Annotated in this window: 13 protein-coding genes; 8 read left to right on the forward strand and 5 right to left on the reverse strand. The window is 69.3% G+C overall.

Features of this window, described 5'->3' with window-relative positions:
• The 5 genes from TR49_RS27265 to TR49_RS27285 all read left to right on the forward strand — a co-directional run.
• A partial coding sequence (locus tag TR49_RS27265; RefSeq protein WP_160311642.1) for a glycosyltransferase family 4 protein occupies positions 1-1154 on the forward strand: 1154 nt, incomplete at its 5' end.
• Between the two features lie 797 nt (positions 1155-1951).
• Positions 1952-3259 carry a beta-ketoacyl synthase N-terminal-like domain-containing protein gene (locus tag TR49_RS27270; RefSeq protein ID WP_084725508.1) on the forward strand — a complete coding sequence of 436 codons (1308 nt, stop codon included), beginning with the start codon at positions 1952-1954 and terminating at the stop codon, positions 3257-3259.
• A gap of 42 nt (positions 3260-3301) precedes the next feature.
• Entirely contained in the window at positions 3302-9691 is a 6390-nt protein-coding gene (locus TR49_RS27275; protein WP_063770186.1) for a type I polyketide synthase, read from the forward strand.
• Entirely contained in the window at positions 9673-10128 is a 456-nt protein-coding gene (locus TR49_RS27280) for a hypothetical protein (protein ID WP_042386502.1), read from the forward strand. The genes TR49_RS27275 and TR49_RS27280 overlap by 19 nt, the downstream gene beginning before the upstream one ends.
• Before the next feature lie 151 nt (positions 10129-10279).
• Positions 10280-11347, forward strand: coding sequence for a terpene synthase family protein (locus TR49_RS27285; RefSeq protein ID WP_152627481.1), 1068 nt, complete (start codon positions 10280-10282; stop codon positions 11345-11347).
• A gap of 187 nt (positions 11348-11534) precedes the next feature.
• Here TR49_RS27285 and TR49_RS27290 read toward each other — a convergent pair whose 3' ends face one another.
• Positions 11535-14405, reverse strand: a complete 2871-nt coding sequence (locus TR49_RS27290; RefSeq protein WP_160311643.1) for a response regulator — start codon at positions 14403-14405, stop codon at positions 11535-11537.
• A gap of 1080 nt (positions 14406-15485) precedes the next feature.
• Here TR49_RS27290 and TR49_RS27295 point away from each other — a divergent pair.
• From TR49_RS27295 to TR49_RS43110, 3 genes are all read left to right on the forward strand, one after another.
• On the forward strand, positions 15486-15812 hold the full coding sequence (locus TR49_RS27295) for a hypothetical protein (RefSeq protein WP_152627482.1): 327 nt from the start codon (positions 15486-15488) through the stop codon (positions 15810-15812).
• A gap of 402 nt (positions 15813-16214) precedes the next feature.
• The gene (locus tag TR49_RS27300; RefSeq protein WP_369405344.1) at positions 16215-17273 is read left to right on the forward strand and encodes a glycoside hydrolase family 16 protein; all 1059 of its coding nucleotides are present in this window, start codon (positions 16215-16217) and stop codon (positions 17271-17273) included.
• Positions 17274-17715: 442 nt separating this feature from the next.
• Positions 17716-17916, forward strand: a complete 201-nt coding sequence (locus tag TR49_RS43110) for a hypothetical protein (RefSeq protein ID WP_152627483.1) — start codon at positions 17716-17718, stop codon at positions 17914-17916.
• A gap of 163 nt (positions 17917-18079) precedes the next feature.
• Here TR49_RS43110 and TR49_RS27305 read toward each other — a convergent pair whose 3' ends face one another.
• The 4 genes from TR49_RS27305 to TR49_RS27320 form a co-directional block, all read right to left on the reverse strand.
• Positions 18080-19453 carry a UDP-glucose dehydrogenase family protein gene (locus TR49_RS27305; protein ID WP_042386505.1) on the reverse strand — a complete coding sequence of 458 codons (1374 nt, stop codon included), beginning with the start codon at positions 19451-19453 and terminating at the stop codon, positions 18080-18082.
• A gap of 224 nt (positions 19454-19677) precedes the next feature.
• Positions 19678-20445 carry a class I SAM-dependent methyltransferase gene (locus TR49_RS40375; RefSeq protein ID WP_052434680.1) on the reverse strand — a complete coding sequence of 256 codons (768 nt, stop codon included), beginning with the start codon at positions 20443-20445 and terminating at the stop codon, positions 19678-19680.
• A gap of 44 nt (positions 20446-20489) precedes the next feature.
• Complete coding sequence (locus tag TR49_RS27315) at positions 20490-20795, reverse strand: hypothetical protein (protein WP_042386506.1); 306 nt, start codon at positions 20793-20795, stop codon at positions 20490-20492.
• Positions 20796-21047: 252 nt separating this feature from the next.
• On the reverse strand, positions 21048-22526 hold the full coding sequence (locus tag TR49_RS27320; protein ID WP_052434681.1) for a Mu transposase domain-containing protein: 1479 nt from the start codon (positions 22524-22526) through the stop codon (positions 21048-21050).
• Positions 22527-23193 lie beyond the last annotated feature (667 nt).

Consider the following 23193-nt stretch of genomic DNA (forward strand, 5'->3'; position numbering starts at 1 on the left):
ACACCCGGCGCTGGGCGGACGCTCTGGCAGCGCGAGGCCACACGGTGACCGTGTGCAGCTGGCCCGACCCGGGACCGGGGGAGCGGACAGGAGACTGGGAGCTCTCGTGCGCACCCGCGCCAGGGGCATGGCGACCCTGGCGCCTGCTGCGCGCGAAGAGCTGGCTGCGCCGCGAGGTACGCCGCACCCGCCCGCAGGTCGTCCACGTCCACTCCCTCGGCGTGCACGGGCTCCTGTCGCTCCTGCTGCCGACGCGTGCGGCCCCCCGGGTCGTCACGCCATGGGGGTCGGAGCTGAAGGCCGCCGCCCGCCATCGCGGCCGGGCGTTGGTCGCCCGCCTCGCCCTGCGACGGGCGGACCTCGTGCTGCCCACCTCGCGCGAGGTCGCGGCCACCGTGGCGAACCGATACCGGGTCCCCCAAGGAACCGTCACCGTCCTGTCCTGGGGCGTACCAGACCACCTCCTCGACCAGAACCGCCACGACCACAGCCGGCAGCGCGAAGAAGCCCGCCTGACGCGTGCGAAGTACGGCATCCCAGCCGACGCCACCCTCGTGACATCGATCCGCAGCACCTCACCGGTCTACCGGACGCGGGAAATCGTTGACGCCTTCGCCGAAGCCGCGCCCCGGCGACCCGACCTGCACCTGGTTCTGGTCACGGGCCACCGCCCCTCCCACCCTGCTGCGGCCCGAGCACAGCAGCACTACCTGGCCACGCTGCACCCTCGAGCCGCGCAGTTGCCCGGCCGCGTCACTGTCATCGACCAACTGATCAGCCAGAGCGAGCTGTTCGCGCTCATGCGGGCGAGCGAAGTCGCTGTCTCCGTGCCCTCCGCAGACCAGCGCAGCTCCTCCATCCTGGAGGCGGCTGCAGCGGGCTGCCGCCTCCTGCTCGCGGACATCGCCCCATACCGGGAACTGGTGGCGGACGGCCTCCATGCCGACCTGCTCACCGACCCCCTCGGCATCGCCCTGGCCGAGTCCCTCACCGGTGCCGCCCCGCTGCGCGCGGCCGACCGCTGGGCCAACCAGGAGCTGATCGGGCGCACTGAGCGCGCCTCCGCCCAGACCACCCGACTGGAGCGCCTGTTCGAACAGGTCGCCGGGCGGCGGACGGGCCGCGGGAAGACCCCAGGGAGCAGGTGCCCGTGAGCGTCTCGTGCGAGGCGCCTGGCCGTCATGTCCAGTGGTCTATCGGCCCGGGCGAAGACGCCAGTGAGAAGACGACCACCTGGTGCACACCTCGCAGGGCTCGGCGCCCGGCCCCGACCGAGTGGTTGCGTCCACCGGCGTTCACGTTCCTCGGCCGCCCACGGGCCGAAGCCCGGAGGATGCCGTGACCGTGGGCCGATCTCATAGAAGAAGGCCCAGGGCCCACCTGCGACAAGCATGACAGACCGTCAAGCCCGCCCGGGCGCACGCCAGACAGACCTCGGACGGGCCGAGGCCTGTTGATGAGCGGAGCCCGGGCTCCCGGTGAATCCCGGGCGCACACCAGCGGCCCAGACGATCCGGCACCCCGACTGCACGCCTTGAACGGCGCCACCCCCAGAGCATAAACACCGGCATACGCCCCCGGAGCACAACACGACGGGGCACGCACTACTTCGCGCCCGTACTGTCGAATCCAAGGGCCTTGTCCCCGGCTGGGGCGAGGCTATCATCAGTCCTTAGGAATGAAGGACTGGTCGCCCTTCCCTGGCGCGCTGTCCTGCGTTCGGCGGCATGCCGCACCCCCTCGCGAACCCGGCCTCGAGCCGCGCCGAGGGCTGGTGATTCCATCCCCATGGAGCGCAGTCATTTCTCATTCCGCTCCGATCAGGCCCCGAACCAACCGGTCGCTATTCAACGCTGCTCATTGCAGGCGAATCACCTGGCCGATTTCAATGAGCGTACTCATCCGCAGTCCCTCTGTAAAGGCACCCTGTATTTCGCGGAGGTAGAGGTAGATGGCGAACAGACGAGATGTCATGGTCACCGGCATGGGTTTCTGCCTGCCCGGGAGCAGGAAGCCGGTCCTGACCGCCGCGGATCTGTGGGGGGCGGCCTCGCGCGGTCGCTCGTACGTCAGCCATGACGGGGTCTACTACGGCGCCGTGAACCTTCCCGAGGGCCTGTTCGACGAACTCCTGCCAGACGTCCCCGGAGTGTTCTCCCGGCACTACACCGACGCGCACCGCTTCGCGCTGATCTCCTTGGCCGAGGCCTGCAAGGACGCCGACCTCGCCATCGACGCCGGAGACCTGAAGGAAGCGGCGATCCTGGCGGGGCGAGGCGGGATCGACGCCAATGTCGGCAACTACCTCGCGGTGCTCCAGGCGGACGCCGCCACAACCACACCCGTCCAGGCGATGGAGCTCTTCGTACGGGCACAGCAGGGCCTGACCCCCTCCGACGTCGCGTTGGTCCAAGGCGCGCTCACCCGCACGACCGGACCGTGCTTCACCGTGTCCTGCGGCTGCGCGTCCTCCGCCGTGCAGGTGGGCAGTGCCCGCCGCATGATCGCCGACGGGGAGGTCGAGCTCGCCGTCGTCACTGGCGTCGACGTCTTCGCCGTCGACGTGATCCGCAATGTGCAACGACTGCTGCGGGGAGCGCAGCACACCTACCAGGCCATCCGGGTCGACGGCATGCCCGAGCTGCTCCCGTCCTTCGACCGGCTGATGCGGCCCTACGACCGGCGGGCCGACTGCGTGAACCACGGGGAGGGTTCGGCAACGCTGGTCCTGGAGAGCCGGGAGCACGCCGAACGGCGCGGCGCCGACTGCCACGGACAGATCCTCGCCCATGCCATGACCCGTGACGGCCTGTCGAACCCGCTGGCCAGTGACGAAAGCGGCGCATCGCTGGCGACCTGCGTGCGCCTGTGCCTGCGGGACCGGTGGAACCTCGACCAGGTGCCGTACATCCATGGGGGCAGCGACGGAGACGTCGTAGTGACCGCCTTCGAGTCGAACGCCGTCCGCCTGTTGTACGGCAGCGCCGCCTCAGACGTCCTGGTGACCTCGCAGGAGGCGTGCTTTGGCCACAACGGCGCACCGGCGGGCGCCGTCGGGGTGGCGCTGACCCTGCTCATGATGGAAATGGGTCAGGTGTGCCCCACGGCGAACTGCGAAGAGCCGGCGGACAACCTCAGCTTCGACCCCGTCCCCGGCATGTCGCCCCGGGACCTGGACTTCGACCACGCGGTCAGCTGCAACTACCAGATCGGGGGAGTCAAGAGCGCGATCCTGCTCGCGAGCCCCGACGCCGTTTGACTTCCCCTTCGCGAGAGCCCGACCTGAACTGGAGAACCGGCCATGGGGCAGGAGCACGAACTGAAGCACATCGCCGTCATCGGCATGGGGTGCCGGCTGCCCGGCGACGTGGACTCGCCCGCGGCGCTGTGGCGTCTGCTCATCGAGGAACGCGACGCGGTGACAGAACCACCGCCCGGACGCGAACGGCAACGCTTTGGTGAGGACCGCCTGCCGCCGCACGGCGGGTACCTCAGCGACATCTCGGGCTTCGACGCCGACTTTTTCGGCGTCTCTGGCAAGGAGGCAGACGTCCTCGATCCGCAGCATCGGCTGCTGCTGGAGGTGGCCTGGGAGGCCCTCGAACATGCCGGGCTGCCCCCCGAGCACCTCAGCGGGACTGCCACCGGTCTGTTTGTCGGGCTGAGCTACACCGACTACATGGACGCCCTCGCGGGCGGCCCCCAGGAACTCGAAGGCTCCGTCTTGACCAACGGTCAGTGCGTTGCCGCAGGCCGGATCTCCTACCTCCTTGGTCTGCAGGGCCCCAGCCTCGCCCTTGACACAGCCTGCTCCTCCTCGCTGGTCGCACTCCACCTTGCCTGCCAGGCACTGCGAAACGACGAGTGCGACCTGGCTCTGGCCGGCGGGGTGACCCTCATGCTGCACTCCAGGACGACGAGATCGTTCACCCGCATGGGCATGCTCTCTGCCGGGGGTCGCTGCCGCACCTTCGACGCCTCAGCGGACGGCTTCGTGCGCGGCGAGGGCTGCGCGGCCGTGGTCCTCAAGCGGCTCCCCGACGCCCTGCGCGAAGGCGACCGGATCCTGGCGGTCATCCGCGGATCGGCGGTCAACCAGGACGGCCGTTCCGACGGGCTGGCCGCGCCCTCCGCGCACGCCCAGCAGGCGCTGTACCGGCAGGCGCTGGCGAGAGCCGCAGTCGACCCGCGCCAGGTGGGATACATCGAAACCCACGGAACCGGCACGCCCATCGGCGATCCCGTGGAATTCCAGAGCGTCTCGGCGGTCTACGGGAAGGGCCAGGGTCGCTGCGCGCTTGGCTCTGTCAAGACCAACCTGGGACACCTCGAGCCCGCGGCAGGCGTGGTCGGCTTCATCAAGGCCGTGCTGTGCATCCGGCATGGAATGGTCCCGGCCAACCTCCACTTCACCAGCTGGAACCCCGCCATCTCGGCCGACGGTACCCGGCTCTTCGTCCCCACACAGCTCAGCTGCTGGCCCACCCGGACACCGGTCCGCCTGGCTGCGGTCTCCTCCTTCGGCTTCTCCGGCACCAACGCCCACGTGATCCTTGAGCAGGCTCCCGAACGTCGGTCAGAACCCTTGCCGGGGCGCAAGAGAGCCAAAGAGGCTCCGCCCGAGGTCTTCCTGGTCGGGGCGGGCTCCCGCGCCGCCCTGCCCGGAGCCGCCCAGCGCTTGAGCGACTGGCTCCAGCACGACGGAAGCGCCGCGTCGTTGCGCGATGTGGCCCACACCCTGGCGCTGCGACGCTCGGCCGGACATGGGCGGCTCGGCGTGGTCGCCTCCACACGACCCGAACTGATCAGCGCCCTGGAGGCGTTCCAAAATGGGCGCGCCCATCCAGGTGTCGTGTCCGGCTCCGTCGGCGCCGGGGTCACCCGCCGACCCGTGTGGGTGTTCTCCGGTCAGGGCTCGCAGTGGCAGGGAATGACCAGGGACCTGCTGCACCACGAACCCGCCTTCGAGGCCGCCCTCACCGAAACCGACGGGCTCATCGCCGCAGAAGCCGGATTCAGCGTGCTGGAGCTCCTTCGGTCCGGCCGCAAGGTGAGCGGATGCGCGCGGGTCCAGCCGGTCCTGTTCGCCGTGCAGACCGCGCTGGCCGCTGCCTGGCGTGCCCATGGGGTCGAACCGGCCGCGGTGCTGGGCCACTCCATGGGAGAGGTCGCCGCCGCGGTCTGCGCGGGGGCCTTGACGCCGTACGACGGCGTCAAGGTGATCTGCCGTCGGTCCGCGCTACTTAGTCGCATCGCCGGAGCAGGCGCCATGGCGAGCGTCAATTTGGACGTCGCCGCGGTCAAGGCCGAACTCGCCGCTGCGGGAGCCGCAGGATCGGTCTGCATAGCCGTCCTGGCCGCACCCGATTCCACGGTGGTGTCCGGCGACCCGCTGAGGATCCGCCGCCTGGTCACGACCTGGCAGAACCGCGGCCTCGCCGCACAGCTGATCGCGGTGGACGTGGCCTCCCATTGCCCCCAGGTGGACCGACTGCTGCCGCACCTTGCAGGCGCCCTCGCGGACCTTGCACCCCGCCAACCTGAACTGCCCTTCTACACCACGGTTCTGGACGACCCGCGCGAGACCCCCTTGTTCGACGCCCCCTACTGGTGCGCCAACCTGCGCCGACCCGTGCGCTTCGCCGCCGCAGTGGCCGCCGCAGCAGTCGAACGACACCAGATCTTCTTGGAGATCTCCCCCCAGCCCGTCGTGACCCGCGCCGTCAGCCAGACCCTGGCCGACCTGCCGTGCACCCCCGTCGTGCTGCCCACCCTGCGGCGTGAGGAGAACGAGCCGTTCACCTTCCGCACTCAACTCGCTGCCCTGCACTGCGCCGGAGTCGACGTCGACTGGTACTCCCTGTACGCCGATGACCACCTCGTGGACGCGCCCACACTCACCTTCAACCGCACCGGCCACTGGATCGACAGCGTGGACGTGCCGCCTGTGCAGCGCGAGGACGCGCCGGCAGCCCTGCCCGGCACACACGTCCACGTGCCCGGAGCCCAGCCACGCGAGTGCTGGCACGGCGACGCCGGCACCGACACGCTGCCCTGGCTCGCGGACCACCGCGTGCACGGCACCCCGGCGCTCCCTGGCGCAGCCTCGTGCGCACTTGCGCTCACCGCCGCCTGCGAAGTCTTCGCCGCCGACGCGCACACCGTCGAGGCCACCGACATCGTCTTCCACCGGCTGCTCCACCTCGCCGGCAACACGCCGGTGAGCACCACGGTCACCTGTCTTGGCCCTGATCGCGCCGAGTTCGAGGTGTTCTCACCCGACGCCCACGGCGAATGGGCCCCTGTGGCCAGCGCACTGCTGCGCCGCGCCCTGCCGGCACGGGACACGCCACCGCTGCCCCCGGCCGAAACCAGCGATCGCCACCCGGTCGAGCTCGACCCTGCCGCACTGTACGCGAGCCTGCGCTCCCGTGGCCTGGAACACGGTCCCGCCTTCTCCGGTGTCACCGCGCTGCGGACCACAGCCGAGCGTGACAGCTTCTGGGCCCGCGTCGAGGTCCCCGCACCGGCCAGCGCAGGACGTCACGATCTGCGGATACATCCGGTCCTGCTCGATCTGTGCGCCCAACTCGTCGTCGCCGGCCTGATCGGGGACACCGACAGCGGCCCCCTCCTGCCGGTCCGCATCAAAAGGCTGCGGCTGCTCGCCGATCCAGTCACCGCGCGCTACGGCCAGGCAGTGGTCACCCGCAGCGACGCGAACGCCATCACCGGGGAGGTCCGGCTCACAGACGAGACGGGACGCGTGGTGGCCGAGGCCGAAGGGATCCACTTCGTGCGCCGCCCCGCCGCCGAGCGCACCAGCGTCGACGACTGGTTCCTGGAGACCACCTGGGAACCTGCCGGCCACCGGCACCTCGACACCGCCGTCGCCGCACGGACCTGGCTGGTGATCTGCGAGGCAGACGACTCAGGCCGCGTGCTCGCCGACGCTCTGCGCGCCGGCGGAGCGACGGCCGCCGTGATCAGCCTCGACGAGGCTGCCTCCCTTGAGCAACTCACAGAGACTCTCAGAGGCCACTGGAACCCACCAGCCGCAGCGCCGGCCGCCGTCGTGCTGCTGTGCAAGCCGTCCGGTGACAGTGACGATCCGACGGACCCCACGACCACCGCTGAGCGGCGCGTCCGGCAGTTGCTCGCCGTGGCCCAGGCCGCCATCGCGGCCGATGACCCCCCGCGCGTCTACGCCGTGACCCGTGCCGCCCAGGATCTCGCAACAGGCCGTCCGGCCGACCCCCTCCAGGCACCGCTCCGAGGGATGATCCGCGTCCTGGCCTTCGAACACCCCGAGCTGCACGCCACGCTGGTGGACGCAGATGGCACCCCCGGCGGCCTGGAGACCGTCGCTGGGGAACTGCTGGCATGGGCGGACGAAGACGAAGTCGCTCTACGGGCCGCCACACGGCACGTTGCACGCCTGACCTACCGTCCACTCTCACCGGCGGAGCGCACCAAGGCCAGCACACGCACCGTCCGCTACGGGGCGGACGGATTTCGGCTGCATGCCGCACGACTCGGCGACCTCGGCGCACTGCAACTGGGCGTCAGCGCCCGACAAAAGCCCGGCCCAGGCGAGGTCGAACTGCGCGTCCAGGCCGCCGGGATGAACTTCCGGGACGTCCTGACCACCATGGGCCTGCTGTCGACCGACGAAGCTGCCGGGCACCGCATCGGATTCGAGTGCGCGGGCGTGATCACGGCCCTGGGACCGGGTGTGAACCACCTGAACGTCGGCGACAAGGTCCTCGCAGTCGACCTCGAAGGGGGCGTCTTCGCCAGCTTCACCACGGTGCCGGCCACGCTGGCCGTTCCGCTGCCCGACAGCCTCACCACGGACGCAGCCGCCGGCGCCCCCATCGCCTTCCTCACCGCCTGGTACGCGCTGCGCCACCTCGCCCGGCTCGCCGAAGGCGAAAGGGTCCTGATCCACAGCGCCACCGGCGGCACCGGCCTGGCCGCCGTCGCGATCGCACGTCAACTGGGCGGCGAAGTGTTCGCCACCGCGGGCACCCAAGCCAAACGCGAGTACCTGCATGACATGGGAATCCGCCACGTCATGGACTCCCGGTCCCTCGACTTCGCCCGACAGGTCCGAGACGCCACTGCGGGCGAGGGGGTCGATGTCGTACTGAACTCTCTCACCGGCCGAGCCATCCGCGCCGGCCTGGAAGCCCTGCGGCCCCTCGGCCGATTCGTCGAGCTCGGCGTGCGCGACATCGCCGCAGACAGTCCGCTCGGCCTCGGCGCGCTGCGGCACAACATCACGATGAGCGCCGTAGACCTGATCGAACTCCAACGCGAGCGGCCGCACCAGTTCGCCGGCCTCCTGCAGGAGGTCGTCCAGGAGCTGCGGCAGGGCCGTCTCAGCCCCCTTCCCACGCAGACCCACTCCCTGGAACACGCCCAGGACGCCTTCATGCAGATGGCGGCCGCCGCACACATCGGCAAGCTCGTGCTCACCGTCCCTGACGACGGTGCCACGACCGCGACCTTGCCGCAGACGCCGCCACCGGTCCGCCCGGACGGGTCCTACCTTGTCACCGGAGGCTTGCGCGGCGTCGGACTGGCCACCGCAGACTGGCTGAGCCGCCAGGGCGCGCGCCGCCTTGTCCTCAACGGCCGCACAGCACCAGGGCCCCAGGCACAGGCCCAGCTCGAGCGGATCCGCCGACGCGGCACCGAGATCACCGTCGAGCTCGGCGACGCCGGCGAACCCGGCACCGCCCAGCGCCTCGTGGCCGCCGCAACCGAAGGCGGCCTCCGCCTTCGCGGCGTCGTCCATGCGGCCATGGTGCTCGACGACGCGGCCATCGCCAATATCACCGACGACCAACTCCACCGCGTGTGGCACCCGAAGGTCAGCGGAGCCTGCCAGCTGCACCTGGCGACCCAGGCCCTTCGACCGGACTGGTTCGTCCTCCACTCGTCCATGGCATCCCTGCTCGGAAATCCAGGACAGGGCGCCTACGCCGCAGCGAACGCCTGGCTTGACGCCTTCGCGTCCTGGCGCAGTGCCCTGGGCCTACGCACCCTCGCCGTCAACTGGGGCCCCTGGGGCGAGACCGGCGTGGCCACAGGCTTCGCGGAGCGCGGCTACCAGACCATCGCCACCTCGGACGGCATGCAGGCGCTTGCCACGCTACTGACCCACGGCCGGATCCGCACCGGTGTCATCCCCGGCGATCCGCGCAGCTGGATCCATTCCACCGGCCGGAGCTCCTCGCTGTTCGCCCGGCTCACCCAAAGCACGGCCGCCCCGGGAGGGGACGGTGCCGCGCGGGACGACGTGGTGGCCGGCCTTCGATCGGCCGCATCAGGCATGGCCCGCCGCATCGCCCTGGAGCAGTACCTCACCAGTCACATCCGCGGCGTGCTCCGCCTCCAGGGCACCGACATCGACCCCCAGACACCGCTGCGGGCCCTCGGCTTCGACTCCCTGCTGCGCATCGAACTTCGTGCGCGCCTGGAAACCGGACTCGGAGTGAAACTCGGCAACGACTTCGTGGCCCAACATCCCACGCTGGCCGCACTCGCCACCGGCATCGCCAGCCGGCTCGACCTGCACCTCGGTGGCGAGGACACCCCTGACCCCGGTGCGGTTCACACCACCGCACCGGAAACCCCACCGTCGACACATGAGAAAGGACAGCAATGCTCCTCCCACGACTGACCGGCCACATCGCCCTGCTGGCCGCGACCCTCGCCCTCGCCGCCGTCCCCCTGGCACTGCCGGCCACGGCCCGTGCGGCCGAGGACACGCTCAGCCTCTCGGTCGGACCCGTGCCCGTGCCGAACGTCCCGGTCTCGGTCTGCCTTGACTCCTCCTGTGTGGCGACGCCACCACTGACCAGCGTCTCGCTCACCGTCGCGGCAGGCGTCCGTCACGGTCCGCTGCCCGTGGTGGTGCTCACCGCCGCCGCCTGCCCCGCGGGTGGCAAGGGCGTAGCGATCAGCGTGACAAGCCTCGCACCGGTCACCGTCACCGTCAGCGCGTCGGTCTCGGGCATCACCACCGCCGGTGGCCCGCTCCGCGTTCCCCTGGGACCGGTCACGCAGCAGCTCACCCCCGGCAGCCCGGGCCTGCTGGTATCCGCCTGCACCGACTGACACACCCGTTCGCTCAGTCGTCCCAACGCGCCCCGCCCCGGCGGTGCCTCGCTGGCCCCCAGCGCGGCACCGCCCGTGGGGACATCATCGACGTACTCCTCGCCGCGGATGTCCGGCCGCCGGGGCCCGCCCAAAAGATATGGAGGCGGTCTTGAGCACCCCGGTGCCCTTTGCAGTCCCTCGGCTGTTTTGTCCCTTCGACGCCGCGATCCACCCCGAAGCCGAGGCCGTCGACAGGCGCGCAGCCGCCTGGGTGCTGGAGCTGGGTGCCTTCCTGCCCGACGAACGGTCCGTCAAGCGCACCCTGGCCGCCCGGTCCGGCCTCTTCGCCGCTATGTGTATGCCGCACGCCGAGGCGAGCCGGCTGGAAACCTTCGCCCGATGCGGCTACTGGGCCGCCGCCTTCGAGGAGGTGTACTGCGCGGGCGGCCCGACCCGCACTGCCCCCGACCTCTTCTTGCCCCTTGCAGCCCGCCTCGTCCGGGCGACTCAGAGCCAGGATCCGAAGATCGCCGCCGGAAGCCGGTTCCTGGCCGGCCTGCAGGACCTGACCCGCTGCTTCGCCCAGCACGCCAGCCGCCATCAGATGATCCGCTGGACCGAGGCCCACCGACGCTGGATGACAGGCAACGCCGAGCTCATGGCCTATCGAGCAGCCGGGCGCACGCCATGTCTCGACGACTACCTGCTCACTCGTTTGAACAGCGTCGGCGGCGACGCCTTCTTCACCGCCCAGCAGATGGTCGTCGGTCCCGCGCTGTCCGCGGACGAGTGCCACGCCCCCGCCGTCCGGGCCCTGGTCGAACTCGCCACTACGGTCACAACCTGCGACAGCGACCTCTTGTCCGCCGCCGGAGGGGGAACCGGCCCGAACGACATCAGCCTGACCGTCATACTCGCGCGTGAGTACCGACTCAGTGCCGAGGAGGCCATCGCCCACGCCATCGCCCTTCGAGACCGCGCCCTTTGCCGATTCCTGATACTCCAACAGCAGGTCGCTTCCAGAGCCGGGGCGCAACTGCGCGCGTTCCTGGAATGTCTGGGCAGGTCGATCCGGGCCAACTTGGACTGGAGCGTGTCCTTCCTCTCCGCACGCCACGCCGCCCGCGGCTTCACCACCCCGAGCCTCGGGGCATGGGCCGACCGCCCGACCAACGACAGCCCGCACGCGCCCCCGCTGTCGGCGATCGCGTGGCTGTGGGACGACTTTCCCTGCTGAGCCACGCAGTGGCCGGTCACTGGCACTGGGGAGTTCCGGTGAGCGGAACTGGCCCCGTTCGCGTGAGCGGCGCTGGCGGCCGGCGGATCCGGTCCGGGGCCGCGGTGACATCTGTGCCTCGCCCCCCGGCGAGCAGGGCGGTCGGGCAACTGTGCCGCACCGGGCAGGCTTTGAGGCACTCCGGGCCTCAGCCGAACGCTCCCTGCGGCGCACAGCAGCGTCGCGCACGCGAGCTCCCGAAGCCGGGCCAGCACGTGCGCGCTGAACGGGCCGTGCACCGTGCGGCCCCGCAGGGGGTGGAGGATTCTAAAGCTTCCAGGCCGGGGGAGGTGGGCAGGCGTCGGAGCGGCCCCGGCTCGGCCTGGTCACCCCAGCAATCCGGCACCTTAGCCTCGTTGCTGCCGTTCGCCGCGACGCGATGCAGGGTCACCTTCCGGGGAGCCGTCGGGTCGTGCGAGTCCTCGAGCGAAGCCGCGCAGGACGCCAGGTCGGTGGCGCCGATGTTGCCCGCGGCGCCTTTGAGCGTGTGCCCGTGCTCCTCGATCGCGGTGGCGTCCTGATTGTCCGCGGCCGCACGCAGTGCCTCTACGAGCCCTGGAGCACGCTCGAGGAAGGAGGCCGCCAACTCGGTGACCAGCCGCAGGCTTTCCGCTGTCTCGTCCCCGCGGATCTCCGCCAGGCGCCGCAGGACGGGGTGGGGGTCCGCCGTCGGGCCGGCATCGAGGCCGCCCGGCCTGTTCTCGATCCACCGGCTCAACGCGCGCTCGAGGTCGGACACGGCGAGGGGCTTGGTGAGGTAGTCGTCCATGCCCGCTGCCAGACAGCGGTCGCGGTCCTCCGCGAGGGCGCTCGCGGTCATGGCGATGACAGGCAGCCGCGGCCCCGACTCCTCCCACTCGCGGTCACGCAGCAGGTGCGTGGCGGTGTAGCCGTCCATCCCGGGCATGCGGCAGTCCATCAGCACCGCTTGGTAGGGGTGGGCTGAAAGGAGCTCCAGGGCCTTGGCCCCGTCGTTGGCGACGTCCGCCTCGTAGCCGAGTCGAGTGAGCAGGCCGAGCGCCACCATCTGATTGATCTCGTTGTCCTCGACCAGCAAGACCTTGCCTCGGGCCGGGGGCGGCGCCGGTGCGTTCGGGCGGGCCGGGATCGGCGTGCTGGTCACGGTTCCCGGGGCCATGAGACGCCCGAGCCGTTCGAGGAGTTCGGACTGCCGTACGGGCTTGCAGACGCTGTCCCGGAAGCCTGCTGCGTGCAACTGGGCGGGGTCGACGATGCCGTCCGAGGAGAGCAGCAGCAGCCGTGTGCCGGCCAGGATGGGCGCGGTGGTGACGCGTTCGGCCAGTTCCAGCCCGTCCATGTCCGGCATGCGGTGGTCGATGATGGCGAGGTCGTAGGGCTCACCGGCTGTGCAGGCGCGTCGGAGCTCGTCCAGTGCGCGGGGTCCGCTGTTCACCGAGGTTGGGTGCATCTGCCAGTTCCGCAGCTGCACTTCGAGGATCTCGCGGTTGGTGCGGTTGTCGTCGACGACGAGCACCCGCCGCCCGCGCAGTGAGGCCGGTTGCGGTACGGGCGGCGGTTGCTCGCCCACGGCAGGCAGTCGCAGCGGGAAGGTGAACCAGAACGTGCTTCCGTGTCCGGGGCGGCTGCGCATGCCCAAGGTGCCGCCCATGGCGTCGACGAGGCGCCGGCAGATCGCCAGGCCGAGGCCGGTGCCGCCGTAGCGCCGCGTCGTCGAGGAGTCGGCCTGCGCGAAGGCGTCGAACATGCGGCTTTGCTGGTCGGGTTCGATACCGATGCCTGTGTCGGCCACTTCGACGCGCAGTTCGTCGCCCTGGGGGCGGGCCCGCACCACGACCTCTCCGCGGTGGGTGAACTTCGCGGCGTTGGACACAAGGTTGAGCAGGACCTGGCGTACCCGGGTGGCGTCGGCGATGACCGCTGCGGGCAGGCGCGCGTCGGCGTCCGTCAAGAACTCCACCTCGGGAGACGCGGCTGATTGGGCAACCAGAGCGACCGCCTGCTCGACCATGAGCCGGGGGTCGAAAACGACGTCTTCGAGGACCAGCTTGCCCGCCTCGAGTTTGGAGAAGTCCAGCACGTCGTTGATCAGCGCGAGCAGAGACGCTCCCGCGTCCCGCACGCCTTCTGCGTACCGGCGCTGTACGGGGTCCAGTTCGGTGTCGAGCAGGAGCTCGCTGAGCCCGATCACGCCGTTCATGGGGGTGCGGATCTCGTGGCTGATGGTCGCAACGAACTGGGACTTGACCTCCGAGGCCCGAAGAGCCTCGTCGCGTGCCCGGGCGAGTTCGCGCTCGGCCTGCTTGCGGTCGGTGATGTCACGCACGAATGCGTTGAAGCAGCGGATCGTCCCGAGCTGCATCGGCCAGACCGCAAGCTCGACCTGGAACTCGTGCCCATCGCGGTGAAGGGCTGTCAGTTCGACCTGCTGCCGCAGCACCTTCGACGCCCCGCCTGCCACGATCCGCGCCAGACCGGCCCGGTGGGCTGCACGGTGCCGCTCTGGAATGACCATCTCCGCCAGTGACCGGCCCATCGTGTCGTGACGCGGGAAGCCGAACATGGCTTCCGCGCTGGGATTCCAGTCGATCACCAGCCCTTGTTCGTCGATCGACACGAACGCGTCGCTGGCACTGTCGATGACCCCCCGCGCCTGCTCCTGCAGCGCCCGCAGCAGCTCGTCGCGCCCGTGCTCCCCGCTCGGACGAACGAACCCGCGCACCTCGACCGTTCGTCCCGCCTCGTCCAGGACCTGCCATGACGTCACCTCGGCCCAGAACAGCTCCCCGTCCAGACGTCGGAACCGCACGACCACGACCGAGCGGCCCCACTGCTCGAGGTCCTGTACGCCGGCGCTGAACTCCTCCATGTCGTCCGTGTGGACCCAGGCGGCGATGTCCGTGCCGACGATGTCGTCGATGTCCGCGCCCAGCACTTCGCGGGCGGGGCCCGAGACATCCAGCAACGCCCCTTGCGGTGTGCGCCGAAAGACCATGTCCGGAGAGTTCTTCACCAGTCGCAGGAACCTTTCCTCCTCCATGCTCCCCGTGCTGCCCCCGCGCCTGTTCTGCCGCCCAATGTCGTCCATGGCTGCGCCTTCCGTGGACCGTCGTCGTCAGACGACCCCGAATCCCGGTGCTTCCCATGGCACTCCCGGCTGGTCGGCCCCGCAACCGGGCGGCCTGAAGCAACTTCGTGTGCATAGGTGGCAGTGTCACTATGGGCCACGAGTGCAGAGGGAGCCGTGGAGGACGGCGTGCGGTCGCGCCGCGAACACCAGGAGCTCATGCGTCGGATATCGGCAGCGAGCACCCTCCGCCGTCTTGTTCGGCGGTGCATTCCGGCGAGCACCGGAACCGGCCGAGATGGCGTAACCATGTGGGGATGTTCACCGAGCGAGCTGGGGAATATTGGGAGCGCGATGGTCCAATTTCGGCGAGCAGCTCAGTGGGCAGTCGATTTCGGTTTCCGAGTACCGGTCACGGGATTCACCCGATACCGCGGGCAGAGTCTTGACCACAGCTGGTGCCACGTCATCAATGCCGACCGCCGTGGTGTTTGCGGGCGAGCTCCGCGAACCGGTGGGAACTGGGTGAACACGGCGCGCTGCCGGGAGATCGGGATCGACGGGCAGCCCCCGTGACCTGGTCAGGATCACGGGGGCTGTCGATCCGATCCGGACCGACCGACATCCTGGCCTCACCAGGAGTCGACGAAATGAAGGGTACCTCTCCCCTCGGCAGGCGCAACTGTCCACAGCAGGGCCATGGTTCGGCACAGCATCCGCGCCGCACTCGAATCCTTCCGATTTTCGTGGCTCCCATGCTGACCGGTGCGTCCTGCACGGCCGCCGGGCCGGGGAGGTCACAGCGGACAGCAGGCGGCCCATTCCAAGGGCTCCTGCGTTCGGGGTCGAACTCCGCCGCACCGTTCACTGATCCAGCCAAACTCTCGGTCCCAGGAAGCACCACACGTCTCCGAGGGGCCGACGCTATCGGTGTCAGGCGGCAGCCCTTTGACCGAACGTGAGGGCCTGGTGAATTTGCCTCAGCGGGGGCACTGCGCAGGGCGGGGGCGGCGAGCGCCCAAAAGAGTTGCATCCTGGGGAAATTCGCCGGGCGTGGGAAATGAGGTGATGGAAGGAAGCCCGAATGGCGGGCACACGCATGCCACGCCTGATCGTTGGCTGGGCATGGCGATCAACCGCATTCCGTCGAATCCCTCGAATCTCACCGCGTACCCTGTCTGCCGACTCGGCTCCTGGCTGCTCGTGCCGGACCGGTGGAACCGTTACGGCGAGAAGCGGGTGGGCTACCTCTGCAACGGCTCGGCACGCGTTCGCCTTGCCCACTCCTGCGACATCCTCGTGGAGTTCGTGCAGGCCCTGTACCGCCTGGAGGAAGACGCCTGGGGAGTGCGGACCGCTCCGCGTACTCATCTGGGCTGAGCGTCCCGTGTGGTGGGGAGGTTCGCCGAGCGTGTCGATGGCGGCGTGACGGCTCGGGTGTCACTACCGGTCCATTGCCCAGATTCAGTGAGCGCCCGAGGGTGAAGTGCCGTGTATTTGTGGGCTGGTGCGTCCGAGAGCGGCCTGTGTTACGGATGGGACAGGCGTGCCGTACGGCGCGACTCGGGGGCCTGACGATCCCTGAGGACATGTGAGGCCCAAGCCATGAAGCATTTCTTCAGCCGCGGTCGCGGCGTTGACCCGGAACCGCAGAGCGACTCCCCGATAGCCTGGGCGGCCCGTTCGGGCCGCACCCCACGTCGCACGGGCATACGATGGCCGCTCGGCCAACGTAACCGCCTCTTCGGGTATCTCGTCCTGCCCGCAGTTGGATTGCTGGCAGTGGGAGTGTGGGCGACCGGGCTGCTTGGAGCAGCCGGCCCCGCCGTTACCGAAGTCGAACTCGGCCCGGCCTACGCGACGGCAGAACTACCCGTCTCGGCAACCCTCGAGCTCCGCTCCGCGTCCTGCTTCACGCCCAGCGCCCTCGTGGTCGCGGTCAGGGACAAGCACGGGGACAACCTCGACTTCCCGGGCGCTGGCAAGCCCAAGGTGTGCCCATCCGGATATTCCCTCACCACCGGAACCCGCGCCTTCGCCGCGGGAACCTACACCATCTTCGGCGCGTACGAGATCGACGGCTCCTGGACCGACCTACCCTCGATGACCATGGTGGTGCGCGCGGCCCCCAAACCCGCCCCGGCGCCTCCCGGCCGGGCGAGCGGAAAGGCTCTGGCGTGGTCCGACGAGTTCAACTCGTCACTGTCTTCCGCCAAGTGGAGCAGCTCCGCGACCTCCTCCTACCGGTACGGGAACCACAACCCTGACGACAGCAAACTCGACTGGCTGTTTCCCGCCGACGTCTCAGTCGCCGACGGAGTGGCCACCTTCACCGCGCAACCGAGCAACCGCACGCTGGAGAACGGCCAGCAGGCATGGACGACCGGCCTGCTGACCACCGAGGGCACATCCGAGGGTTTCCAGGTCAGAGCCGGTGACTACATGGAGACACGGGTGAAGCTCCCCATCGAGCAGGGAGCGTGGCCGGCCCTTTGGACATGGAAGGACGGCGGCAACGAGATCGACTCTTTCGAGTACCACCCTGACAACCCGAACCTGCTGGAGTTCACCAACCACGTGAACCCGGCCTACCACTACTACACAGACGCGAGCGCGGTCCGCCCGGGCCAGTGGGTGACCGTCGGCACGTCCTTCGGGGCATCGTCGGTGCAGTGGTTCGTCAACGGCCGGATGGTGTACGAGGACCACACGGGCGTCGGCAGCAGCTGGTCCGCCTTCCTCATCCTCAACCTGTCCGTCTCGGCTGGCGAGTATCACCCCGCGCCGGAGAGCGGCGAGCCCATCTCGTTCGCCGTGGACTACGTGCGCGTCTACCGTTAGCGCCGCCGTGGGACCTTGGGCTGCCCGAGGGAACCTGATGCCCTGTTCGGCCTCTCTGCCGACGCGCGGGGTGTGTGCGACGGGCGTGGACCGTAGAGATGTGGCTGCTTCATGGCCCTGCACAGGCGGGGCCGGCAACGCCATGCCAAGGAGTAGTCACATGGTTTCCTTGAATTGCGGGCGCCTTCTGGTCGCAGCAGGCCTTCCGGCCGCGGCTTGCAGCCTGGTGCTGACGGCCGGAGGGTCGGCGAGCGCCGCTCCCGTCACTCTCCCGGCCCCGGTTGCGATCACAAATGGCGGCCCGTGTGCCGGGCACGCCGCAGTGCCGCCCGCGAAGACACCCACCACGGAGCACATCCGACCGGGGCGGGTGCACGCGGTCAGTCCTCTTCGTCCGGTCGCCGCCGCTGCAGCCTGCGGGACCACGCAGACCCATTTGCCGGTGCACGCGGTACCCGCGCATCCGCTGGCACATGGGGCCCCCGCGCATCCAGTGCCGCAGCACGTCTTCCTGCAGCCCGTTCTGGTCGATCCGACGGGGCAGGACAAGGATTCGGGGGCCTGGGTGCCCGCGATCTACCAGACGATGGCTGCGGAGATCGAGACGACCGCCTTCGGCATCGTGGCGACCCAGGGGTCCTAGCGGAGCCACGTGGCCGGTGCGGGAACGCACCGCGCCGGATCGCACCACGGCGTCATGTTCACGGCCCACGTTCGACCGGTGGGAGACCTGCCCGGACCCGTGCCGTCGGGGCCTGCTTGTTACTCCTGGGCAGGTCCCGACCGCGTTTGAGCCGAGGCTGCGGTCAGCATCTGAGCGACAGGTGGCCGTCAGGCCCGGTGGCCTGGTAGGGGACCAGCGGTCGTCCCAGACACTCGTACGTCCACCCGGCACGGCGCCAGCGCAAAGGATCCAGGACGCCCCGGGCGTCGATCACGTGCGGCCTGGCCACTCGGTCCGTGAGCTTCTCGGGCCGCGCTGTGCGGTACTGGGGCCAGTCGGTCAGATGGAGCAGAAGGTCCGCCTCGACGGTGCATTCGACCAGATCCTCGCTGAAGGTCAGGTGCGGGTGCGACTTGCGCGCCTCGTCGAGCGCCATCGGATCGTGGACGACGACCTGGGCCCCCTTGCGGTACAGGGCGTGGGCGACCGCCAGGGCGGGGGAGTCTCGCACGCTGTCCGTCATCGGTTTGAACGCAGCACCCCACACGGCGATCCGCTTGCCGTCCAGGCATCCACCGCAGCGGTGCCTGGCCAGCCACACGACCCGGGTGCGACGGCGGATGTTCACGGCGTCCACCTCGCGAAGGAACCCGAGGGACTGCCCGGTGCCCAAGGCGGCGGCCGCTGCCATGAAGCCGTGGATGTCCTTGGTCAGACTTCCGCCGCCGAAGCCGAGGCCCGGCCACATCCCCGCGGCACCGATGCGTTCGTCGTACGCGAGCGCCTCAGCGAGCTGGTGCACGTCGGCCCTGGTGGCCTCGCACAACTCGGCCATCGCGTTGATGAACGAAATCTTCGTAGCCACAAAGGCGTTGGCCGCCCACTTGACCAGCTCGCTCGTCGCGATGTCCGTGACCAGGAACGGTGCGCCCCTGCGCAGGACGGGCCCGTAGACCTGGCGGAGCACGGCTTCGTCGTCGGCGGCGTCCTCTCCCTCCAGCCCGACAACGATTCGGTCCGGGTACAGGGTGTCGTGGATCGCGGTGGATTCGCGCAGGAACTCGGGGTTCCAGGCCAGGTGTGTCCTGGTTCCTGCCGCGCTGATTCGCTTGAGGTAGTCGGCCAGGCGCGCGGCTGTTCCGACCGGGACCGTGGACCTGCCCACGACCAGCGACGGCTGGCGCAGATGCGGAGACAACTTCCGTACAGCGGACAGTAGATGGGAGAGATCCATCGGGCCGCCGCGATTGGTCTGCGGGCTGTCCAGCGTGAGGAAGTGGACCTCGGCGAAGCTGCCGGCCTGGGCGTACGAGGTGGTGAAGCGGAGCCTGCCTGAGCACGTGTGCCGGACGAGCAGCTCGTTCAGCTCGGCTTCGAAGAAGGGCGCTTTGCCCTGATTGAGCAGGTGCACGCGTTCCGGGTCGCTGTCGACCCCGAGGACGTCGTGACCGAGTTCGGCCATGCAGGCGGCGTGAGTGGCGCCGAGGTACCCACAGCCGATGACGGTGAGTCTCACTGATGAAGTCCTTTCGACGGGACGGATGGGGTTGGTCGCCGCGGACGGTGCCCGGGGCCAGAACCGTGTGCGGGCGCGGGTCTGGCCTTCCCCTGGCGGCACCTGCGCAGAGGCCGAAGGTGTGCCAGGGGAAGCCCGGACGCCCCCGCTGCGCCTTCCGGGGGCGGTCCGTGCCCGCCTCCGGGGGGCAGACCGGGTTTTCGGGTACGGAATTCGGGGGGGCGTTATGGCCTGCGCCAGCAAAAAGCGGACTGCAGGTCGGTTGCCATGATGGTGAATGATGCTTGTTTGGAGCCGCCCAGCTGTGGGGGCAGTCCCGGAAATGAGGTGTGGTACCTCACGTCGACGTGCCGGAATTGCATCTTCAAGTAGGCGGCCAGGCAATCTGCCGTCAGCCCCCAGGGCATCCCGGCGCATTCGGGAGGATGGGGAGGACGGTGCCCTGAACAATTGGGGTCGGAGCAGAAGGCCCAGCCGGCATCGATGCCGCTGGTCCCCTCCCTGCCCGACTTTTTCAAAATGCCGATGCTTTTGCTCAGGACGAGGCCGAGTTTCCTGCGTGACGTCTGCGCCGGGGGAACGTGCGTGCACAGGAGTGAGCCGGCCGGACGGAGTCTTGCGACGAGCTGCCGGAGGATGAACAGGTAGTCGGGATCCAGTGGAAGGTCTGAGACGCAGACCGCCGCTCCGAGCGGCCGGCCGATCGCGAAGCGGCGGCGGTGCGGGTCGAAGAGCACGCTCACCCGTGGGTTGTGCCGAAAGCGATGACGCAAGATCGCCGCGCCGGAGTCGCTCGCGGTGACCGCCTCTACCTCGCAGCCGGCGGCGGCAAGATGGCCGGTCAGTATCCCTTTGCCCGCGCCGAGGTCCAGGGCCAGGCACGATCCGGTTCGGTCCATGACATCGGTCACCAGTTCATGTGCCGCGGCGGCGACCGACTCGCGGAGCTGCTGACCGCACAGCCCCAGAACCTCCTCGGCGGCGAGCGGCACGGTGCTGGGCGGACCCGGGCGCCGTGCCCGCCCATCCCTGGGGGTCATTGCCAGCAAGCGGCGCTGGGAGCCTTCGGCGCTGCCCGGTAGCCGCGTACCGGTGCCCCGCCGGTCGGCCTCCTGCGCCCCCCGGTTGCCATGATGTGCAGTACGGCCACCGGGTCGCTTTCGAGTTGATAGATTGCCAACCGTCCTACGGCCATGAGGACAGCGATGCGGAGCCATTCCTCGTGACACTGCTCGATTTCATTGATGATGGCCTGGTCCTCGTCGGAGCCACTCGCCCACGCGCGCAGCCTCTCGAGCGCGCCCGCCTTCTCGGCGGCCGCCGATACCTGTTTGCGAGTCATTCCGACTGCCCGTTGCCGGGTTGATTCACGAACTGAGGAAGGAATAGTCAACGCCCGTTCCTCTCGCCTGCTTTTCTGACGGGTCAAATGTGCTTCGAGCGACCGGATCGTAGCATGGGGGCGTAGGCGGACAATGACCGCTGTACCCCTGATGGGCGAGGATTTTCGGGTAGCGGAATTCTGGTGAATATAAGCGCCCACGGTCTCGGCCCAGGCGGGCCGAGACCCGTCCTGCGGGCTTCGTGGTCGGGCTCAGGACGTCAGCGGCCAACTGGCTTCGGCGTCCGCCACCGCTGCAAGGATCAGATCCGAAGCGCCCGTCCCGCTGACGATGTCGCGGGCCAGGGCGGCAAGCCCAAGACGGTGTGTGCGGGCCCAGTCGCTGAGCACCGTGAAGGCCTCTTCGAGGCTGATGCCCCGGTGGGAGGCCAGCAGCCTCTTGGCCTCGGCGATGGCCGCCCACGCCTGCTGGTCGGTCCGGCGTCTTGTGGCCTCGGGTTCCTTCGTCTGCAGTTTTTGGGCCTCGGCCGCGGCCGCCGGCGAAAGAGGCGTGTAGCCGCCGCGGCGGCAGGGCGTTCCGGGCGGCCGCGGGGGCCTTGCCTGCCGTTCGAGGGTGATCGGTTCAGTCGTGCCGTTGACCGTGCGCCGGGAGCCTCGTGGAGCGAGGACATGGCGGGCGATGACCGCTCCGCTGGTGGTCGCGATCGAGACGTGAGCCTCGCCGATTCGCCAGCGGACCTCCACGGCTGCGCCCGCCAGATCGGGGGCGACCGCGTAGGCGTTGCCCCGGAACGGGACCAGGCCCCGAGGGGCGACGGTCCGCATCGCGCAGATCTGCGCGGGATAGGGGCTGTCCGGCAAGGGCAGGAGCGACGGCGCCTTCTCGGTACCGCGCTGCTGCGCCGTCTGGGCACGCCGGGTGTCCAAGCGCGTGCCCAACTGGTCGAAGCGGTCCTGGGCTGCGCGCAGTGGACAGGTGGAGCTGACAGTCCGCCAGGTGCACATGATCTGCCGCAGATCGTCCTCCGACAGGGCGCCACCGCGTTCAGTGCGTGGGGCGGCCTCGGCAGAGGCGCCGTAGTGCTCGGCGACCTGCGCGAATTCACGCAGGCTCTTGGTGGCGGTTCTGCTGTCGGCGAGGATGGAGGGATCCAGGATCCATCGGGCCCCGGTGCCGCCCAGGCGTCGCAGTACCTCGTCGATCGCCTCCACCTCGTAGGGAAAGCCGTCACTGTCGGTCAGTACCGAGCGCCAGCGCCTTGAGGTCTCCAGCCGGCCGACTGTGAGGTAGGCGCACCTGCCGAATCCCCACTCGGGGGGCGGATCCATCAGCCGCAGTACGGTGAGGTACACGCTTTCGGCGGTTCGTGGATCTGTGGACGGGAGCGGCGGGCCGACCTGGCGGTTGCAGGCGGGGCAGGGCGGCCGAAGGTCGTGCTTGCGCAGGGCCCGGGTGAAGGTCGAGTATCCGCCGGTGTAGCCGAGCTCGACGATCTCGTCGAAGAGATCGCTGGCCGGGAGGTGGGCCGCGTCCGTCAGCCGTTGCTTGCAGTAGGGCGCGAAGCGCAGGAACGAGTCTTCGGGGCTGCGTCTGACGCCGGGCCTTCGGCACCCCGTGAGGTACGACCTCACCGTTTTGCGATCTCGGGATAGGTGCCTCGCGATGGCGGACACCGACCACCCCTGGCCCTGCAGCGCTCGGGCCTCGTTGTATTCCTCACGCGTCAACATTGCACAGTCCCTCGCAAGCTCACCGATACCCTTCGCGCTTTTGGCGATGCGTTTACCCCGCCGCGCTAACTCAGCGAGACGTTAACACGAAGTGACCCAGATCACTTTTGGAGAAAGGTTTCTCTCGAATCTTATGAAGGTAACAGATCGGTAAAGCCAGTGGGTCTTCCGGATTGCCCCGCGGTCGGGGACTTTCACTGAGTGCGCATGCGCGAACCGAGATCCGTGATGCGCTGTGCTGTGCTTTTGGCGGTTTTGTCCAGGCGCGCCGTGGCCAGTTTCGGCGAGTATGACCAGCCGCGGTTGCGGAGCGTCACGCCACTCCTGTGAGGCGCTGGGCTCCTGCCTGACCTGCTGCTTCGTGGCGCGTGTCGAAACGCTGGGCCCCTTTGCCCCTTCCCGCGCGGCCAAGGTGGGCGTCGTGGAACCATGAACAGGGCTCCCTCAGGCGGGGCCGCGTCGAAGACTCATTCGAATCAAGTCGGTGCATTGCTACTGGTGGACGGCCAGCTGTGGCCAATCCCTCCCATCGGCCAGAAGTCCATCCTTTCGGAGCTGCTTTACTCCGGGCCCGCTCGTTGATTGTCCTCAGGGGATGGTCGATTTGCGTGAGCGTAACTCGCATGCGCATTGAATGTCACCCTTTGGGGGCGCATCCGCTGGAGAT

It is taken from the genome of Streptacidiphilus melanogenes, from assembly GCF_000787835.1.
GTDB lineage: Bacteria > Actinomycetota > Actinomycetes > Streptomycetales > Streptomycetaceae > Streptacidiphilus > Streptacidiphilus melanogenes.